We start from the raw sequence: 18,875 nt of genomic DNA, 5'->3' as shown, positions 1-18,875 counted from the left end.
TGGGGTATGTTTTTTAGCATATGTGCCATGTCTTACATGGCATTTTATTCTCTTGTTTTCATATAATCATTAAGAGTAAGGAATTGGTTGATAGAGTATTCTCATTACTGCCTAAGGAATGATCTGAATGCTTGAATTTTAAGCCCTCAAAAGGTTAAGGCTGCATATATATATGCAGAGGGAATTTGTTTTTATAAGGTTATTTAATGGTGTATCCATTCAGGTGTATGGCTTAAGAAGCAATAGCCAGTAGGTTTTGAAAAGGATTTAACTTCTTTTGCCTCCAAGTCAAGTACAATGAAATTATCCTCTCAAGAAACATATTTCCCCGTTTCGATTGTGTAAAATATGAAACTTTTCGGTAAACAACGTAATGCCGAATCTGTCGCTCAGCATAGTTGTTTGTCAGTGGAATATTTTCTGGATCGTCCAAAAATTTCCACATCATCAGATCCGATTTCATGATATTTTTTGCTACTCGAGACGCTCCAATTGCCTCGGGTAAATTTGATATATTCTTTAAGTAATATCTCGTTCGCTTGCGTAATTTTCTTGCTCTTCTTATGAACCTTAATGTGTCTATTTCATCCTTTAACAGAGCTTTTTTCAATGCAAATAATTCAGTAGCAACATTCCTTAAATAATACCCCAAAACTTTCACTTCGCTATTCCAACTATGAGACAACCTTTCAAAATCTCTTGCTAAATGTGCCCAACAGACCTGCCTTTTCTTGCTGGAAAAGTAGTTGTAAGCTGCATATCTGTTGGTCACTACTAGGTTGTTATTCTTTCCAAATTTACTATTTTCCAGGACTTTCATCCCTCTTGACTCTGTCAATTTGATCACACTTCCTATTTTGCTCGCAAACATCCAGCACCAGCCCTGTTTACCTTTGTTGTAATGGCTAGTTTCATCGATATGTAAAATTTTGCTCTTGCTTACCTCTTCCTCAATTTGCTCATATGCTTCTTGGCATTTTTCTGCCACTCTAGCCTCGCTATTTGATACACTACCGACGCTGATATCCAGGTTGAAAATGTCCTTTATAATATTTGCCACTTCTTTTTTCGAATTCTTGTAAAATCCACTTAATGCTGCAATTACTGACTTAACTCTTGGACCAAATGTGTCCGCAGTTACTCCTTCTTGTAGCTTGCTACTTTTTCTTTTTCCACATCTTTTGCAACGTCCATGCTCTAGTTGATATTCAACTACATACGGCTTGATTTCCGGCAAATCGACCTTTTGATGAGTATACGGATCTTTTGATACCGCAATTTCTCCTCCGCACTCACACGTATTGGGCAGTTCTATTTTTACCATCTCATCTGCCTCCATTTTAGGGCGGTAACTGCCTTTATGTCCAACCTGTGCTCCTACTTTCCTGTCACTTTTTGGCTTATTTTCCCTCATCTTATATAATTCTTTGGAGCTTGGTATAGATGAATTTTTTGAACTTAAGCCAAGCCTTTCTTTTAACTCAGCGTTTTCGATCCTTAGCGCTTTATTTTCTGCTTTAAGCTCTTCTATTTTTGTTTCTAACTTTTCTATAGTCTGCTTAAACTTTCGCAAAATTCTAAAAGATCAACCATATTACCTCACAGCCACTCTAGTTTACCTTTTAGCATTCCTTGTCTACTCTTTATTTTACCGCCCAGCTGAATGGATACGATATATAGGTTAAATTATTAGCTAATTTGATATTTTTATTAAAAAAGTACTTACGCGTGATGCTTAAAAAGAATTTATAAAAGCGCAATTCTCGTGAAAGTTGTATATATTTGTTATATTTCTTCTTTAAGTAAAAAGAGGAGTAATAGTTATGAAAATTAATAAAACAAAGACAGCTAAGGAAATAGATCCAGCTAAGAAGGTGTCTGCAAAGTATGTAGAAAAGTAGAAAAAAGGACAATTATGTGATACAAGGATAACTTTAACATGTATCCAAGTGACATAAAAGACAGTGAATGGGAAATTTTAAAGCCATATTTTGAGCCAAAAAAGACAGGTAGACCAAGAAAACACGATATTAGAACAATTATTAATGCAATAAGGTACGTAATGAGAACAGGCTGCCAATGGAGACAATTACCTAAGGATTTCCCACCATGGAAGACAATTTACAGTTGGAACACACGACTAAAAAACACTGGAAAATGGCAAGAAATACACGATATTTTAGTAAAAAAAGTAAGGGAGGTAGTTGGTAAAAGAGCCACACCATCAGTTGGAATAATTGACAGCCAATCAGTAAAAACGACTCAAAAAGGGGGGCCAGAGGTTACGATGCTGGCAAGAAAATAAAAGGTCGAAAACGGCATATTATTGTAGACACGCTAGGACTCGTGATTACGGCAGATGTACACAGTGCAAGCATCCAAGACCGCGAGGGAGCTTTAGATCTTCTGGTAAAAGCAAAACAAAAAATACCAACATTACAGAGGTTTTTTGCTGATCAAGGATACACAGGTAACCTTAAAAACAGATGCTTAATAAAAACAGGATGTTTATTTACAATAGCAAAAAAAGCTCCTAATATTGCGGGATTTGAGGTTATACCGAAGCGTTGGATTGTTGAAAGAACTTTTGCTTGGCTTTCCAATTTTAGGCGTATGAGTAAGGATTATGAGCATTCTCCTCAAACTTCGGAAACCAATATTTTCTTTAATATGACTACTATTATGCTTACTAAATTAGCTAATTCTTGAGTTTGCAGACACCTTCTAAGAAAGCAAACTTACGTAAATTTGTTACTGGAATTAATGAGGAGATATTTTGGCAGCACTTCGAAAGCAAGAATCTTTGTAGTCAATAAAGGAGATGTTAGATATAGGGGAACGTAGATTATCATTCAGTGGCATGTTTGGAAAATCAGCACTTGATCCAAGTAAACCAATGCCAGAAGGTACAAGTAATGTTGAAGAATTAAAATATTTGATCCCTATTATTGGCAAAGTTGCCGCTAGGACAACAACGACATACGATGAATGCATCAAGCTTTATAAAGACAATCCTAAAAGTTCTGAATATTATAAAGAAGCCTTAAAACTTTTTCTGCAGCGAGCACAACCAAGTGAAAATTATGCTAAATTGCGTACAAAACTTGTTAGTACTGGCTTAGATGAGTTACTTAAGGTAGTGGAAGAGCATAGAGAGAAAATTAACAGCAGCCAAAACGTTTCTGTAGCTGAAAGCAACAAATCATTAATAAACAGCTCAAGTTTTAACGTTTCTGTAGCTGAAAGCGATGAATCATTAACAAACACACGTTTTAAGGAACTTAATATATATTCATTTCCTCATAGATTAATTGAATTATGTAAGCAGCCGACCAATCAATCTATGCTTGAGGCAAGAGCACAAAAAGATGGTAAAGTTGCTGATGCACCATCTGAGAATCTTAATGGTCTTGAAATAACGCAATTAACTGGGCGCCAGCGGTAAAGAAAGGAGTTTCTTAAGGGGTGATAAACTTCATGATCCCAGTGCTTGAACTGGGATCACTTTGAAATAATGCTCATACATCTGTGGTTATAACTCACTAATTTTAGATTCATTAATTTCAACTTTATACTTCGATTGCAGGTAGTTAACTAACTGCTCTTTGAGCGATATCATCATACGCCTTCCAGTATCAAGCTTATTTAATGTTCCATCTGATGAATACATCTCTTTTAAAACACCCACTATAACTTCATTATTATGCTGAACAGGACTTGTTACTGAATTAATTGTTTTCATGCCAAAAATTTCTTCTATAAAAGAAAAAGGATAATTCTGCTCATCACGGAGTATCTGCTGACCTTTAACTAATTCTACACCATTCATTCCTTCTGGATCTACCTGCTCTTTTAGCTGTGCTGCAATCTTTTTACCAGCTTCAAACATTTTTTCTTCTATAAATCTATTACGCCAAAGTTCTATTACTTCCTGCCTACTTTCTTTGAAATCTTTTGTCTTAGATGGAAGAATATCAGTGATTTTCACACTAACAACAGCTTCTCCAACACCTTTGAAATAACTTTTTTGATCCTTTTCTCGTGAAAAAATAAAGGTAACTAAATCATTATTATCCTGCTTTTTGCTGTTATTTTGGTCTTTTCCATTAGCGTCCATTGGACCAATAGTTTGCATTGGCAAAGTATATTCACTTGCTATTTCTTCAATTGTTGCACCGTTATATATTTTATAATTCACTTGATTTATGAAGTCGTTAACTTTTTCAAAGGACTTTTGGTTAATTAGACTTAACTTTATATTTTTCTTCAAATCAACTAAATCCTCATCTGAGATTTGATGTGCATTCTCTACCTTTATTAGATGCCAACCAAAATTGCTTGCTAGAACGCCACTAACTTCACCTACCTTGAGAGCAAACACTTCCTCTCTCATGCTTTCTGGAAGGAAAGTTTTAGTTACATTATTTACTTTAGTATCTTCAAGTGTTGTTTTGCCAAACTGTTCTACTATTTGCTCGAAACTTACTGTACCTTCTTCAAATGCTTTTCTTGCAGCTTCTGCTTCTTCTTTAGTTTGAAGTATCAAGTTAAATATATCCCTTTGATCCTTAAGCTCTTGCTGATTTATTACATTATCAACTTCTTCATCTGAAATTTTTATTTGATCTTCAAAATATTTTTGGCCTAAGGAGATATATTGTGCAGTTCGATATTCAGGATAGTAGAAATTAGACTTATTTTTTTCATATAGATCAAGTAAGGCTTGATCTTCTGGCTCTTTAATATCTGTAATTGCATCTTTAGTTACTTTAAAAATATCCACTACTCTGGTCTGGTGGCGACTCTCGTATATCTGCTTGTCAATTTTTTCACCAAAAGTGACTGGATAGTTATCTTTAAATAGAGAAGTCATTAGCATCATTGCAGGCAGAATTTTCTCCAATTTTGATATGTATTCCTTTTCTGTCATGTGTAAAGCACTTAAAGCTTCAGTGAATTTATCTTTATCAAACTCACCCTGATCATTTTGAAAATACTTAGCATTTTTTATGTAATCCTTTATAGATTCTTCTCCAACTGCTAATCCAAGCTCATCAGTTAAGTTAAGTAATAGCTTCTGCTCTATAAGCGCATCAAGTAAGTCATATTTTAGCTTTCTTATTTGTTCTTTACTGACATCAGAGCCAGAAATGTGTTTGCTGTAATTTTTATATAATGATTTATACTCATCCAGTGTGATAACTTTCTTTCCAACTTTAGCTATTTCTTCCTCTCTACTACTATTATCAGATATGAGACTACCAACTCCCATGAAGATCAATAAGCAGGCTAAGATAACTACGGTTACTTTAGTAAAGAGGTTTTTAATATTCATAAATATAACAACAATTAATTATAGAATAATGATAATTTTATTCTTGTAAACCTCTAGTCAGTTCCATAAAAATTTCTAGATTAATTATTATCTAAACTAATTGTTGGTTGTGCATCTTGCTCAGAAATTAGTGCAACTAGTAAATTATTTATCAACTGAACCTTTTGCTTTCCATCTAGTTGCAAACTCTTATTCTTTTCAAAATGAACTATTACTTCTTCAATAATCCCTATTGCATTTTGTACTATGAGCTTTCTTGCAGAAGTGATTGCATATGCTTGCTGGCGTCTTAGCATTGCTTGTGCAATTTCAGATGAGTATGCTAAATGCGATATTCTTGCTTCTGTAACTTCAATTCCTGCAACATTCAATCTTTGCTGTAACATTGACTGCAGCTCATTTGCAATCTTGTCAGAATTTTTACGAAGAGATTCTGCATCACCTTCGCTGTCATATGGATAATTGCTTGCTAATTCTCTTATTACTGAATCACTTTGCACAAAAACAAACTCATTATAATTATTAACATTATAATAAGCTTTTGCAGGGCTACTTACTCTCCAGACAATTACCACTGAAATCTCTATAGGACTACCGTTTGCATCATTAACCTTTATTTTTTCTGTACTTATATTCTGGAATTTTAGAGAAATAACATACGTATTTGAAAAAGGAATCGTCACAAATATTCCAGATTTAAAGCAAGTACCAACATAATAGCCAAGAAATTCTATTATTCTTGCTTCGTTAGGGTTATTAACAAAAAACCCTGTGGAAAGCAGTGTCATTGGAATCACAGTAATCAAAGTAATACCTGCACCGATTACATTATCGTACACCACACAAACCAACAGGGTAACAAGCAGAATTAGCCCTAACGCTAAAATAGGGAATGCACTCAATTGACTAGATGTTCTATCTGTTACTATTGTATTCTTAACCTTTTTCATACTATGCCCAACTTTTTTAACTAATTTTATTATTATTTAACGAATTTTACTACTAATAATTTTGTCTATGTTATTCATAAACAGTTTAAACTCTATTAACTCCTGATCAGATAGCTTTCTTTCTGCTACTGTAAGTGGATCAATATGTTTACCATTATATATAACTTCATAATGTAAATGAGGACCTGTTGCAACACCAGTATTACCAACATAAGCAATTACTTGTCCCTGCTTTACTTTAGAGCCTGACTTAAGATTACTATTAAATTTACTTATATGAGCATAGCAAGTTGAATATTCGTTTTTGTGTGCTATTTTAATGTATTTTCCGTACCCTCCATTATCTCCTAAATATTCTATTACACCATCTGCAGTTGCATGTATAGGAGTGCCAAGTTTAGCCGCATAATCCACTCCTTTATGAAAGGCAACTTTGCCGCGAATAGGATGCTTCCTATTACCAAATTTTGAAGATATACGATAATTTTCACTTAAAGGATTTATGAAAAATCTACCATTTTGAGCGTTCACTCCTTCTTTGTTGAAATATCCTTCTTTACCATCTTGCGGCTTGTAATGGTATAGACTAACGGCTTTTTTATTCATTATTAGCGAAGTATACAGAATTTTTTCTTCAATCTTCTGATCCTTGGTAGATCTTTCAAACAAAACTTCTAATTTACTCTTTGGCACAATATCCTTTTTGAAATCTACACCAAAGTCCTTGTATATGCTAATCAGCTTCATTACTGTATTTGGTGCCAAACCATGTGCAACTCCTGTTGCAAAAAAAGAGGAATTTATTTTACTTGATATTAACAAAGTATCTTTACTGCTAGTTGAAGCATGTACATCAAACATTGGCAGGATAAAAAGCAATGCAAATACAATTAATCTCATGCCTTTAAGCAACATCAGAGAAAGTGAAGTTGCCTTCCACATACTGTACATCATCATTATCCTCTAGCTCTTCAACCAACGAAGATAGTTTTTCGATTAGTTCTTTATCGCTGATTTCTATTAAATCCTTTGGTTGCCATGAAAGACAAGCAAGCTCTGGCTCTCCGAATTTTGTATAAAAAGCATCACGTATTTTGCCGAAATCTTTTACTTCGCAAGTGATAATATACAACCCTTCTGAGCTATTTTCCTCCACATTCAACACCTCTAATTCAGCTCCATAATCAAAAAGGTCATCAAAATTTATACCTTCTGCTTTATAAACGATAAGACCTACATGATCAAAAAGATAGCTTACACTTCCTGTTTCCCCTAAATTTCCACCTCTTCGAGAGAAAATAAAGCGCACTTCAGAGGCAGTGCGATTGCGGTTATTAGTGAGAGCATGAACAATCAATGCAGTTCCTGAAGGTCCATGACCTTCATATTGTATTTCATCATAATTTTCTCCAGCGATATTACCTGCTGCATTTTTTATTGCCGTATCTATTTTATCTTTTGGTAGGTTTTCTTTACGTGCAGCAAATATAGCAGAGCGAAGGCGTGGATTGAGCTCAGGGTCAGGTAAGCCTTCCTTTGCAGCAACTGTTATTTCCCTAATAAGTTTTGTGAATTTTTGAGAGCGTTTTGCATCCTGAGCACCTTTTCGGTGCTTTATATTTGAAAACTGCGAATGCCCAGCCATTTGCTAAATTCCTTCTACCATAAGCTGTTTTATTTTTGCTATTGCTTTTGCAGGATTCAGCCCTTTAGGGCACGTTTTTGTGCAGTTCATTATGGTATGACAGCGATACAATTTAAATGAATCATTGAGCGCATTAAGCCTTTCACGCGTTTTGGCATCGCGGCTATCATTTATCCACCTGTAAGCTTGAAGTAATATTGCTGGCCCTAAGAATTGATCGCTATTCCACCAGTAACTTGGGCAAGCAGTTGAGCAACAAGCGCATAATATACAATCTGAAAGACCATCCAACTTTTCCCTCTCTTCAGGAGACTGAATGTGTTCTTTATTTGAAATGGTGGATTCATCTGCTTGCAGCCAAGGTTTAATTGATTTATATTGCTCATAAAATTGGCTTAAATCTGAAACTAAGTCCTTTATTACATACATGTGAGGTAATGGGTATATTTTTACATCACCTTTGATGTCATTCACAGATTTAGTACATGCAAGAGTATTAGTTCCATCAATATTCATAGCACAAGACCCGCATATTCCCTCTCTACAGGAACGTCTGAAGGTTAAAGTTGAATCTATTTCATCCTTAATTTTTATCAACACATCAAGCACCATAGAGCCACAATCGTCCATGTCGATGGAAAATGTATCTATCCTTGGGTTCTTTCCATCATCAGCAGACCAACGATAAATAAGGAAGTTTCTGACGTTTTTTGCTTCACTGGAGATAGGATAAACTTTGCCCCTTTCGTTAATTTGAGAGTTTTTTGGTAGAGAAAACTGAACCATCTTATAGCTAAAATCCTTTTACCTTATAGATAACATGCTTTACTGCTATTTACTATATAAATTTCTTTAAAAATTTATGAAGAAAAATGACTATCCACCAACATAAAGCTGCCTTGGTCTGCAAATCTTAGTCTCTTCATCATTTATCATCTCATACCACTGAGTAACCCAACCTGTAGTTCTTGCAAGTGCAAAAATTGGGGTAAACATACTTGAGGGTATGCCAATAGCATTCATTATTATACCTGAATAGAAGTCAACGTTTGGATATAGCTTACGCTTAACAAAGTATTCATCCCTTAAAGCTACCCCTTCAAGTTTTACTGCAATTTCAAGTAACTTATTGTCTTTATTGCCGATTTTATTTAAGACACTATTACAAATTTCCTTCAGTATTCGTGCGCGCGGGTCGTAATTTTTATAGACACGGTGTCCAAATCCCATGAGTTTAAACGAGTCACTATCATCCTTGGCTCGCGTGATAAATTCATCTACATTTCCGTTTTCTTCTATTTCTTCTAGCATCTTCACCACTGCTTCATTAGCACCGCCGTGCGCTGGTCCCCAAAGCGTTGCCACTCCAGCAGCAAGACATGCATATAGGTTAGAACCGGCAGACCCCACCACTCTGACAGTTGCTGTTGATGCATTTTGCTCGTGATCCGCGTGAAGAGTAAAAATCTTATCTAAAGCCTCAGCAAAAATTACACTTTTATCACTATCAAAAGTATTGCCAAACATCATCTTTAAGAAATTCTCACTATAGCTGAGCTCATTGCTGGAACTAACGAATTCTTGTCCATTAGTGTGCCTGTAAATCATAGCAACAATTGCAGGGACTTGCGCTATTGCGGAGATGCCAAAGTTTAAACCTTTACCATTAACATTATTTCCGTATTCTTCATGATAAGATGCTGCTAAATTCGCAAAGCATGCGATTAAAATTGACATTGGGTGAGCAGTTTTCGGGAATGCTTTAATTATATTTACAATTTGCTCTGATACCTTCGATAGCTCCTGTATTTTCGAAAAAAATTCTTTGTGTTGCTCTTGAGTTGGTAATTTACCGTAAAGCAGCAGATAAATAATAGCGACGAAGTTGTTACCCTCTGCAAGATCTGCTATATCAAGCCCTCTGTACTTTAGAACTCCCTCATCTCCGTCAATGAACGTGATTGAAGAAGAGCAAGATGCAGTTGAAACAAATCCTGGATCGTAAGTAAATAACCCTGTTGTTTTGTATAAATCTTTAACATTTAGCACATCAGGACCTGTTGCCCCGCTTAATATAGGTAACTCGATTTTTAATCCATCATCCAATTCTAATAATGCTTTTTTATCCATCACCTAAGCTACTGCAGTCATCAATGCTTTTACTTTTGCATTTAAACGACTTATTTTACGTGCAGCAGTGTTCTTATGCATAACACCTTTGTTTACGCACTTATGCAAATGAGACTCAGCATTGCGGAATGCCATAACAGCATTTTCTTTATCACCAGAATTAATTATGTCCATTAATTTCCTAACAGCAGTGCGGGTTTTACTTTTACGCATTTTATTTATTAAAGCACGCTTTGCTATTACCCGGATCATTTTTTTAGCACTTTTATGATTTGCCATAATTTATATTTATACCTGTACTTTTCTTATATTATAAAATTTTTTTACTAATTTGCAACAACCAAATTTTATAGCATCTCCGAGTAGTAATCCAAATAGATCATAGGTTTGCTTGCAATTAATTCATATACGTGTCATTCTAAACTTGGTATTTTTATTTTGGGGGTATATGAAAGTAATTTATAAACATCGTAACTTGGGTGGTGCTGGCATTGTGTTCTTATTTACAGTTCCACCTACCATTTTCTTTGGGATGTATCGCTCTATCGGCACTTATGATAGCAGTACAACTTAATAATGCTTTTGAGTTCAAAAGGTTTGAGTGCACAGGGGGCTTCAAGTTAAGTTTTGAGGAGGAGCAACCAGCTGCAAGAGCTCGAATTAGTAATCCAATAATAGATGATTCTGCTCAAAGAGAGCTCTAATTTTCCTTATTATCTGCGGAAAATTGCATAGGTTTTTTAAATAAAAGAATTTTACAACAATCTATTTTCCTTAAAGCTAAAGTGACTGTTAAATGCAATGATAATGTGATCTATAAGTTCTATTCCTATACTTTGGCAAGCTTCTGAAAGTTGTCTAGTAAGGGATATATCACTACCTGAAGGCTGCGTATCTCCACTTGGGTGATTGTGGCAAACTACAATAGATGTTGAACCGATCAAAAGTGCACGCTTGATAATCTCTCTAACATAAAGAGGGGTTTGATCGACTGTGCCCACATTTTGCAAATCTTCTGCTATTAAACGATATTTTTTATTCATATAAATAACACGAAAATTCTCCCTATTTAAGCTTCCTATACTAGTTCTCAGATAATCGAGTAATTTTTTCCAATTATCTAATATGGGACTATTCATGATTTCCTCCCTTGCAGAACGAACAAAAGCCTGCTTTACACAAAAAATAGCAGATACTGCTGCATCATTCACTCCATTGATGTTTTGCAATGCTTCTCTATCAGCATTAAAGACTTTATTTAAACCGCCAAAATCTTTTATTAAATTTTTTGCAATCGGTTTTACATCAATTCTGCTGTATGCTGAATATAAGATGTGCTCTAAAATCTCATAATCAAGTAATGATTGTCCACAGTCTGAGATAATTTTCTCCCTTAGGCGACCTCTATGTCCCCTCTGATAATCTTTAATCATATTAGTATACCACCACTATTAATCTCATACATGATAAAGAATTAAATATTTAAGTAAAATATTTAATGCTTATAAGAACTTGACTTGTACGTTTTATGCTTCTAAAATTTTTATTTTCAACCTTTCTATCGTGTCAGTAACATTATTAAGTGTATTTCAAATAATATTGGTTATTATTTTGGTGGTGTTAGTGCTTTTGCAACCACCTGGCAGTAGTTCATTGAGTGGATTTAGTAGTTCACAGCAGGGACTAAATTCGATGATTCCAGTAAAGTCTTCTGCAAATCCGCTGAGCAAAATAACTGCAGTAGTTGCTGGGTTATTTATCATAAATACACTGTTGTTGTCAGGATTATGTTCACAGGATGTTCATAGAAAATCAATTGCAGAGAAAATCATATTAGAAAAAAAACAAGAAAAAGAATCTTTTTCTGTTCCTTTTGAAAATGAATGACGGAAGTTAAATTTATTTTTGTTACAGGTGGTGTTGTCTCATCACTTGGTAAGGGCTTGGTTTCCTCAAGTGTTGGCACTTTACTTCAAGCTTATGGTTTTAAGGTCCGCATTAGAAAGCTTGACCCATATCTAAATATTGACCCTGGTACAATGAATCCAACTCAACATGGAGAGGTATTTGTCACTGAAGATGGGGCTGAAACCGATTTAGATCTTGGACATTATGAGCGTTTCACTGGAATTCAAGCAACCAAGGATGACAACATAACAACTGGCAAGGTGTACTATGAGTTATTAAGAAAAGAAAGGCATGGTGACTACTTGGGTAAAACCGTTCAAGTTATTCCCCACGTAACGAATTTAATTAAATCCTTTATATTTAATGATACAGAAGATTTAGATTTTGTAATATGTGAAATTGGTGGAACTGTTGGCGATATTGAAAGCCAACCGTTTTTAGAAGCTATACGACAAATAAGCTATACGCTTGGTAAGCAAAGGGTTATTCTCATGCATTTAACTTTGGTACCGTATCTTGCTGTAGCACAAGAATCAAAAACAAAACCCACGCAACATTCAGTGCGAGAGCTGAATTTTGCAGGTCTGCAACCAGATATTATACTATGCCGCAGCGAAAAAGAAGTTGCTGATAATCAAAGGGAAAAAATAGCTAAACTTTGTAATGTTTCTTTATCTAACGTGATTCCAGCTCCTGATGTGAGCCATATATATGAGCTACCAGTTTTATATAGTCAGCGCGGGCTTGATACGCAAATTTTAGCACATTTTAATATAAGCAAGTCGAAGCCTGATTTAATTGCGTGGCATCAAATAGTGGATGCTATTAAAAATCCAATACAAGAGGTTACTATATCAATAGTTGGAAAATATACTGAATTCCCTGATGCATATAAATCTCTGTTGGAAGCACTTACTCATGGTGCGATTAGCAATAAAGTTAAAGTAAATATAAATTGGATTAACTCAAGAGAAAAAGATGAAAAACTTATAGGGAAGAAATTGCAGAACTCTCATGCAATACTTGTACCTGGTGGATTTGGTGACGATGGAATAGAAGGTAAAATTTTAGCTATAAACTATGCTCGTACAAGTAATATTCCTTTTTTTGGAATATGCCTTGGCATGCAGCTTGCAGTGATTGAATTTGCTCGTAATGTTATGAAACTTGAAGATGCACATTCTGAGGAATTTTATACTTGCAAACACCCAATTGTTAAATTAGCTAGCAATCAAAACACTGATCTTGGCGGTACCATGAGACTTGGGGCATATAAGTGCAATGTAAGTGCAAACTCTAAAATGGCAGATGTATATGAAAATTCCACTATTTCAGAAAGGCATAGGCATAGATATATCATAAACTTAGACTATAAAGACGATTTAGAAAAAAATGGCTTGATATGCAGCAGTATTGCAGAAAATGGAACGTGCATAGAAGCAGTGGAGTTAATAGACCACCCATGGTTTATCGGCGTTCAATTTCACCCAGAGCTTCAGTCAAAGCCATTCTCTCCTCATCCTCTCTTTGTGTCATTTGTTAAAGCAGCAGTTGATAAAAACAAAATTTAGTGTAGAATAAAGTGGGCTAAATAAATAGGTTAGGTGGTGTTGGAAGATTTTGTGCGTTTATATCTACCAGAATTGTTTCAAGTTATTAGTCAGGAAACGGATGATCAGATTCCAAAAGATATAGTTGATGGAATTTTAGAAATGGCAGATGAGTATGGTATGGAAATAAACCTTGTACCAGTAAGAAATAGAGGAAGATCTAAAGCGAGAAGTAAAATGGTATTTTACACAATTAAAAGCCCAAATCGAACGTGAACATGATTATGCGAGTAGGCAGGGTACTAAATTTTTAGTAAATGTTACTCCTTATGGATATGATGAGTTTAGCAACGAAGGCGATGAAGGCTATATATCACCTTCTGAAGGGCCATACAGTAATATTAATGGCTTGAGAGAAGTAGAAAATTTAAGAACAAAAAGTGTTCAATCATAAATACATGGGGCTAGCCTTAGAGCAAGCTAAGGTTGCTAAAGAAAACAATGAAGTGCCAATAGGGGCTATAGTGGTGTATGAAGATAGGGTTATTGCTTCTGCATATAATATCGATAATGACCCAACTGCGCATGCAGAAATGCTAGTAATTAGAGAGGCATGTAAATCACTTTCAACTTCTGTACTTTGTGACGCTGACATGTATGTAACACTAGAGCCTTGCCCAATGTGTGCTCAAGCTATATCTTTTGCAAGAATTAAGCGATTATACTTTGGGGCTTACAACCCAAAAGGTGGGGGAGTTGAACACGGTGCTAAAATATTTCAGTTTTGTGACCACGTGCCTGAAGTTTATGGTGGAATATTGGAAAAAGAATGTTCTATCTTATTAAAAGATTTTTTTACGGGATTGAGACACCTATAGCCAAAAATCTTGTCGCATAGGTATATTACGTAGTTTTAGGAGAACTATGCCTTTGTATCCATTCAGCCGGGCGGTAAAATAAAGAGTAGACAAGGAATGCTAAAAAGGTAAACTAGAGTGGCTGTGAGGTAATATGGTTGATCTTTTAGAATTTTGCGAAAGTTTAAGCAGACTATAGAAAAGTTAGAAACAAAAATAGAAGAGCTTAAAGCAGAAAATAAAGCGCTAAGGATCGAAAACGCTGAGTTAAAAGAAAGGCTTGGCTTAAATTCAAAAAATTCATCTATACCAAGCTCCAAAGAATTATATAAGATGAGGGAAAATAAGCCAAAAAGTGACAGGAAAGTAGGAGCACAGGTTGGACATAAAGGCAGTTACCGCCCTAAAATGGAGGCAGATGAGATGGTAAAAATAGAACTGCCCAATACGTGTGAGTGCGGAGGAGAAATTGCGGTATCAAAAGATCCGTATACTCATCAAAAGGTCGATTTGCCGGAAATCAAGCCGTATGTAGTTGAATATTAACTAGAGCATGGACGTTGCAAAAGATGTGGAAAAAGAAAAAGTAGCAAGCTACAAGAAGGAGTAACTGCGGACACATTTGGTCCAAGAGTTAAGTCAGTAATTACAGCATTAAGTGGATTTTACAAGAATTCGAAAAAAGAAGTGGCAAATATTATAAAGGACATTTTCAACCTGGATATCAGCGTCGGTAGTGTATCAAATAGCGAGGCTAGAGTGGCAGAAAAATGCCAAGAAGCATATGAGCAAATTGAGGAAGAGGTAAGCAAGAGCAAAATTTTACATATCGATGAAACTAGCCATTACAACAAAGGTAAACAGGGCTGGTGCTGGATGTTTGCGAGCAAAATAGGAAGTGTGATCAAATTGACAGAGTCAAGAGGGATGAAAGTCCTGGAAAATAGTAAATTTGGAAAGAATAACAACCTAGTAGTGACCGACAGATATGCAGCTTACAACTACTTTTCCAGCAAGAAAAGGCAGGTCTGTTGGGCACATTTAGCAAGAGATTTTGAAAGGTTGTCTCATAGTTGGAATAGCGAAGTGAAAGTTTTGGGGTATTATTTAAGGAATGTTGCTACTGAATTATTTGCATTGAAAAAAGCTCTGTTAAAGGATGAAATAGACACATTAAGGTTCATAAGAAGAGCAAGAAAATTACGCAAGCGAACGAGATATTACTTAAAGAATATATCAAATTTACCCGAGGCAATTGGAGCGTCTCGAGTAGCAAAAAATATCATGAAATCGGATCTGATGATGTGGAAATTTTTGGACGATCCAGAAAATATTCCACTGACAAACAACTATGCTGAGCGACAGATTCGGCATTACGTTGTTTACCGAAAAGTTTCATATTTTACACAATCGAAACGGGGAAATATGTTTCTTGAGAGGATAATTTCATTGTACTTGACTTGGAGGCAAAAGAAGTTAAATCCTTTTCAAAACCTACTGGCTATTGCTTCTTAAGCCATACACCTGAATGGATACAATTATGGTAATTAACTACAAACTTTTAAAATCATCTATAGCTTTTTTGATATCTTTAGTTTTGAATATTGCTGACCCTGCAACCAAGATATCTGCTCCTGCTTTTATTATCTCAGATGCATTTGAAAGGCTTACACCACCATCAACTGAAATTTGCGTTTTTAGATTGCGGTCTTGTATCATTTCTTTCACGGAGGATATTTTCTCTAGTTGTGAGTGAATGAATTCTTGTCCACCAAAACCAGGATTTACTGTCATAATGAGCACAATATCTAGCTCATGTATTATATATTCAAGAACATTTACTGGAGTTGAAGGAACAATGGAGACCCCAACCTGGATAGTTTTTTTCTCATCATTTATATTTTTATATGATTTTATTTTTTTTATTAGCCTCTCAAGATGCACCTCTGCTTCTGCATGTACAGTAATAATATCAGCACCCGCATTTACAAAACTTTCAATGTGATTTCTCGGAGAATTAATCATTAAGTGCACGTCAAAGGGAAGACTGCTATATTTACGTATTGCAGAGATAACATTAGGACCAATTGTAATGTTTGGAACAAAACATCCGTCCATAACGTCTATGTGTATGTAATCTGCATTTGAATCATCGATTTTCTTTACTTCTTCTCCTAATTTTGCAAAGTCTGCTGAAAGTATAGAAGGTGCAATTTTAATACTCATACTTCAACTATAAAGTAAAAAACAACCCACATGATGCTCTGTCAACCAAGCTGATTGTTGGGTTAATTCTATGGTGTAACTTCATTACTGTAAATAGAATTATTAGTGGGATCATCAATAGATTGGTAGAGCGTGTTAAGTTTAGTAGTACTTACATTATCAAGCACTTTTGCAACTGCACCTACTGCAGCCACAATCGTTGCGCAAGCAATGGCAGCACAAATAAAAGTTAAAATGGTAGCTCCTGCAAAATATGCTGCCAACCCTAGAATAAAACCAATTACTGCACCACTGATATAGTACTTTCTATTGATTGAAGCTGCACGATTTTGATTATTAACTCTTAGCGTTTCTATACCTATAATGCTACAATTTGGAAGCTTTTTCACTAATTCTTGTGCATCTTCGTAACTAACCTGAGTGCCAGATAGATCAAGGCATGTAAGACCTGTAAGATCCTTTAGTGGACTTGTGTCACTAACCTTAGTGCCTGATAGATGAAGTTCTTTAAGGCTTTTAAGATCCTTAAGTACATTTATGTCGCTAACCTTGGTACCCGATAGATTAAGTTTTTCAAGACTTTTAAGATCCTTTAGTGGACTTATTTCACTAACTTGTGTGCCAGATAGGTCAAGGTACGTAAGATTTGTAAGATCCTTCAGTGGACTTATTTCACTAACCTCAGTACCTGACAGATGAAGTTCTTTAAGATTTTCAAACTGATTCAAGTATTCAGCTAATGCTTTTAAATCTTCATTTTTAATCCCTTTTAAATGACACTTTTCAATCTTAGATAAATCTTCATTGTTGTGATAATATACTACATGACACTTCTCTGGTTCCTTATCAGGCTTCTCTTGTTTCTTACAAGGCCCATATATTGTTAAAGAATAATTATCAAATATATAGACATATTCACTAAATGCGCGAGTGTAATAGTTCATTCCCCTATTAAAAATATCAATACTAGCACATAAATTTTATCTGATATTCTAACTTTTGTCAATTAAACTGTCACATCCATAAATGCGCGAATGTAGCTACTGCCACAGCTCTTCTATCTTGTAATACTCCCTAACTTCAGGTCTGAATATGTGAACCATTATGCCTTGAAAATCCAAAATCACCCAATTGCCTTCTTCCATGCCTTCAACACTCACTTTATCATATTTTTTTAGGCCTTTTATTACATGCTCAGCTAAAGCTTTGACATGGCGGCTTGAATCACCAGATGCAATGATCATATACTTCGCAATAACAGTCTTATCTTGCACATCAAGAGTTACTATATCGTGACCTTTGTTCTGGTCTATTATCTCTTCAATCATCTTTCTCATATCGCTCAGCATTATCCTATAGAATATATAATTTATTTATAATTATATACTAAAATTTCTGAATATAAATAAATGCTAAGTCAGATGAAGGTTTTTTTCTTATTTCCACTTACTAAGGTCACTTAATTTTTATAAATATATTGTAAAGTATAAAAAAATTAAATCTAATAGATAAAATGTTAGAAGATCTTTGGACTTTACTGGTATTGACACTCCTTGAAACTATCCTTGGTATAGATAATTTAATTTTTATTTCTTTAGCGATAGATAAAGTCTCAAAAGATCTGAAGGAAAAAGTGAGATTTATTGGCCTTGGATTAGCACTGTTGATGCGTTTTGTAATATTATTTTTTACATCAGCTATATTATCAATGCAGAAGCCCATATTTCATGCAGCATTACTTGATATCTCAGTAAAGGACTTGCTTATGATTGCAGGGGGAGTATTTCTGATTGTTAAGAGTGCTATGGAGTTGTTAAACGATATTTTTGTAGGCAAGGAGGAAAAAGTAACAAAAGTAAGTGCGAAATCACAATTTTTCTTGGTTGTTCTGCAGATTATGCTGATAGACCTAGTTTTTTCTGTTGACTCAATATTGACTGCTATAGCATTGACTCACAATATGGTAATAATTGCTATAGCATTTACGTTTTCCATATTAGCAATGATATTTTTATCGAACTATACTACAATATTAATACAGTCTAATCCAAACTTAAAATTAATTGCTATTTTATTTATTCTGCTTGTTGGTGTGTATCTTGTGCTTGAAGGAATTCATATAAAATTACCAAAAGGTTATTTGTACTCTTCGTTTGTATTTGCACTGCTTGTGGAAGTTATAGGTATCATAAAGAAGAGGAGATATGATTATAGCCAACCCAGATTTTTCGACTAGGTCATATGATCAAGTTATAGAATAACAAGAAGGCAATC

General features: G+C 34.9%; 18 protein-coding genes and 3 pseudogenes. 9 read left to right on the top strand and 12 right to left on the bottom strand.

What is annotated here, in order from left to right; genetic code table 11:
- Positions 1–232: 232 nt before the first annotated feature.
- Positions 233–1,593 (bottom strand): annotated as a pseudogene (tnpC, locus tag HF197_RS06710) (IS66 family transposase).
- A gap of 346 nt (positions 1,594–1,939) precedes the next feature.
- On the opposite strand from tnpC (HF197_RS06710), the pseudogene HF197_RS06705 reads away from it, so the two are divergent.
- Positions 1,940–2,709 (top strand): annotated as a pseudogene (locus HF197_RS06705) (IS5 family transposase).
- 151 nt (positions 2,710–2,860) lie between these two features.
- Entirely contained in the window at positions 2,861–3,445 is a 585-nt protein-coding gene (locus HF197_RS06700) for a hypothetical protein (RefSeq protein ID WP_218938893.1), read from the top strand.
- 87 nt (positions 3,446–3,532) lie between these two features.
- Here HF197_RS06700 and HF197_RS06695 read toward each other — a convergent pair whose 3' ends face one another.
- The 7 genes from HF197_RS06695 to rpsT all read right to left on the bottom strand — a co-directional run bounded on the left by HF197_RS06695 (position 3,533) and on the right by rpsT (position 10,339).
- Positions 3,533–5,335: a SurA N-terminal domain-containing protein gene (locus HF197_RS06695; protein ID WP_168464748.1), complete on the bottom strand. Its 1,803-nt coding sequence runs from the start codon at positions 5,333–5,335 to the stop codon at positions 3,533–3,535.
- Positions 5,336–5,415: 80 nt separating this feature from the next.
- Positions 5,416–6,285: an SPFH domain-containing protein gene (locus HF197_RS06690; protein WP_168464747.1), complete on the bottom strand. Its 870-nt coding sequence runs from the start codon at positions 6,283–6,285 to the stop codon at positions 5,416–5,418.
- Positions 6,286–6,321: 36 nt separating this feature from the next.
- Positions 6,322–7,185 (bottom strand): M23 family metallopeptidase, encoded by an 864-nt coding sequence (locus HF197_RS06685; protein ID WP_168464954.1) that lies wholly within the window; start codon positions 7,183–7,185, stop codon positions 6,322–6,324.
- A 4-nt stretch (positions 7,186–7,189) separates the two neighbouring features.
- Positions 7,190–7,930 carry a YebC/PmpR family DNA-binding transcriptional regulator gene (locus HF197_RS06680; protein ID WP_168464746.1) on the bottom strand — a complete coding sequence of 247 codons (741 nt, stop codon included), beginning with the start codon at positions 7,928–7,930 and terminating at the stop codon, positions 7,190–7,192.
- A gap of 3 nt (positions 7,931–7,933) precedes the next feature.
- Complete coding sequence (locus tag HF197_RS06675) at positions 7,934–8,716, bottom strand: succinate dehydrogenase iron-sulfur subunit (protein ID WP_168464745.1); 783 nt, start codon at positions 8,714–8,716, stop codon at positions 7,934–7,936.
- Positions 8,717–8,806: 90 nt separating this feature from the next.
- Positions 8,807–10,060: a citrate synthase gene (locus tag HF197_RS06670; protein ID WP_168464744.1), complete on the bottom strand. Its 1,254-nt coding sequence runs from the start codon at positions 10,058–10,060 to the stop codon at positions 8,807–8,809.
- Between the two features lie 3 nt (positions 10,061–10,063).
- Positions 10,064–10,339, bottom strand: a complete 276-nt coding sequence (gene rpsT, locus HF197_RS06665) for a 30S ribosomal protein S20 (RefSeq protein WP_168464743.1) — start codon at positions 10,337–10,339, stop codon at positions 10,064–10,066.
- A 169-nt stretch (positions 10,340–10,508) separates the two neighbouring features.
- Between rpsT and HF197_RS07590 the strand changes: the two genes are divergently transcribed.
- Positions 10,509–10,634: a hypothetical protein gene (locus HF197_RS07590; RefSeq protein ID WP_256359335.1), complete on the top strand. Its 126-nt coding sequence runs from the start codon at positions 10,509–10,511 to the stop codon at positions 10,632–10,634.
- Between the two features lie 181 nt (positions 10,635–10,815).
- Here the strand turns inward: HF197_RS07590 and radC are convergent, their stop codons facing one another.
- Positions 10,816–11,490: a RadC family protein gene (gene radC, locus HF197_RS06655; RefSeq protein ID WP_168464952.1), complete on the bottom strand. Its 675-nt coding sequence runs from the start codon at positions 11,488–11,490 to the stop codon at positions 10,816–10,818.
- A gap of 133 nt (positions 11,491–11,623) precedes the next feature.
- Between radC and secG the strand changes: the two genes are divergently transcribed.
- The 5 genes and pseudogenes from secG (at position 11,624) to tnpC (HF197_RS06630) (ending at position 15,890) form a co-directional block, all read left to right on the top strand.
- Entirely contained in the window at positions 11,624–11,947 is a 324-nt protein-coding gene (gene secG / locus HF197_RS06650) for a preprotein translocase subunit SecG (protein ID WP_168464741.1), read from the top strand.
- On the top strand, positions 11,944–13,539 hold the full coding sequence (locus tag HF197_RS06645; RefSeq protein WP_168464740.1) for a CTP synthase: 1,596 nt from the start codon (positions 11,944–11,946) through the stop codon (positions 13,537–13,539). Before secG ends, HF197_RS06645 begins: the two co-directional genes overlap by 4 nt.
- A 39-nt stretch (positions 13,540–13,578) precedes the next feature.
- Positions 13,579–13,794, top strand: coding sequence for a hypothetical protein (locus tag HF197_RS06640; RefSeq protein ID WP_168464739.1), 216 nt, complete (start codon positions 13,579–13,581; stop codon positions 13,792–13,794).
- Positions 13,795–13,976: 182 nt separating this feature from the next.
- Entirely contained in the window at positions 13,977–14,396 is a 420-nt protein-coding gene (locus HF197_RS06635) for a nucleoside deaminase (protein ID WP_168464950.1), read from the top strand.
- A gap of 133 nt (positions 14,397–14,529) precedes the next feature.
- Positions 14,530–15,890, top strand: a pseudogene (gene tnpC / locus HF197_RS06630) (IS66 family transposase).
- 36 nt (positions 15,891–15,926) lie between these two features.
- Here the strand turns inward: tnpC (HF197_RS06630) and rpe are convergent.
- The 3 genes from rpe to rsfS form a co-directional block, all read right to left on the bottom strand.
- Positions 15,927–16,601 (bottom strand): ribulose-phosphate 3-epimerase, encoded by a 675-nt coding sequence (rpe, locus tag HF197_RS06625; RefSeq protein ID WP_168464738.1) that lies wholly within the window; start codon positions 16,599–16,601, stop codon positions 15,927–15,929.
- Positions 16,602–16,669: 68 nt separating this feature from the next.
- Positions 16,670–17,545 carry a leucine-rich repeat domain-containing protein gene (locus HF197_RS06620; RefSeq protein WP_168464737.1) on the bottom strand — a complete coding sequence of 292 codons (876 nt, stop codon included), beginning with the start codon at positions 17,543–17,545 and terminating at the stop codon, positions 16,670–16,672.
- 96 nt (positions 17,546–17,641) lie between these two features.
- Positions 17,642–17,950, bottom strand: a complete 309-nt coding sequence (gene rsfS / locus HF197_RS06615; protein ID WP_168464736.1) for a ribosome silencing factor — start codon at positions 17,948–17,950, stop codon at positions 17,642–17,644.
- Between the two features lie 164 nt (positions 17,951–18,114).
- On the opposite strand from rsfS, the gene HF197_RS06610 reads away from it, so the two are divergent.
- Positions 18,115–18,837, top strand: coding sequence for a TerC family protein (locus HF197_RS06610; protein WP_168464735.1), 723 nt, complete (start codon positions 18,115–18,117; stop codon positions 18,835–18,837).
- The last annotated feature ends 38 nt before the right edge of the window (positions 18,838–18,875 follow it).

Source organism: Wolbachia endosymbiont of Ctenocephalides felis wCfeT (genome assembly GCF_012277295.1).
Lineage (GTDB): Bacteria > Pseudomonadota > Alphaproteobacteria > Rickettsiales > Anaplasmataceae > Wolbachia.
The sequence above is the reverse complement of the archived record's forward strand: the minus strand, read 5'-3'. Positions and strand labels throughout refer to the sequence as shown.

Bases quoted from the DNA above. Each gene is read 5' to 3' on its own strand.
- HF197_RS06700 (WP_218938893.1), top strand. From the start codon at position 2,861: ATGTTTGGAAAATCAGCACTTGATCCAAGTAAACCAATGCCAGAAGGT.
- HF197_RS06695 (WP_168464748.1), bottom strand. From the start codon at position 5,335: ATGAATATTAAAAACCTCTTTACTAAAGTAACCGTAGTTATCTTAGCC.
- HF197_RS06690 (WP_168464747.1), bottom strand. From the start codon at position 6,285: ATGAAAAAGGTTAAGAATACAATAGTAACAGATAGAACATCTAGTCAA.
- HF197_RS06685 (WP_168464954.1), bottom strand. From the start codon at position 7,185: ATGAGATTAATTGTATTTGCATTGCTTTTTATCCTGCCAATGTTTGAT.
- HF197_RS06680 (WP_168464746.1), bottom strand. From the start codon at position 7,930: ATGGCTGGGCATTCGCAGTTTTCAAATATAAAGCACCGAAAAGGTGCT.
- HF197_RS06675 (WP_168464745.1), bottom strand. From the start codon at position 8,716: ATGGTTCAGTTTTCTCTACCAAAAAACTCTCAAATTAACGAAAGGGGC.
- HF197_RS06670 (WP_168464744.1), bottom strand. From the start codon at position 10,060: ATGGATAAAAAAGCATTATTAGAATTGGATGATGGATTAAAAATCGAG.
- rpsT (WP_168464743.1), bottom strand. From the start codon at position 10,339: ATGGCAAATCATAAAAGTGCTAAAAAAATGATCCGGGTAATAGCAAAG.
- HF197_RS07590 (WP_256359335.1), top strand. From the start codon at position 10,509: ATGAAAGTAATTTATAAACATCGTAACTTGGGTGGTGCTGGCATTGTG.
- HF197_RS06645 (WP_168464740.1), top strand. From the start codon at position 11,944: ATGACGGAAGTTAAATTTATTTTTGTTACAGGTGGTGTTGTCTCATCA.
- HF197_RS06635 (WP_168464950.1), top strand. From the start codon at position 13,977: ATGGGGCTAGCCTTAGAGCAAGCTAAGGTTGCTAAAGAAAACAATGAA.
- rpe (WP_168464738.1), bottom strand. From the start codon at position 16,601: ATGAGTATTAAAATTGCACCTTCTATACTTTCAGCAGACTTTGCAAAA.
- HF197_RS06620 (WP_168464737.1), bottom strand. From the start codon at position 17,545: ATGAACTATTACACTCGCGCATTTAGTGAATATGTCTATATATTTGAT.
- rsfS (WP_168464736.1), bottom strand. From the start codon at position 17,950: ATGCTGAGCGATATGAGAAAGATGATTGAAGAGATAATAGACCAGAAC.
- HF197_RS06610 (WP_168464735.1), top strand. From the start codon at position 18,115: ATGTTAGAAGATCTTTGGACTTTACTGGTATTGACACTCCTTGAAACT.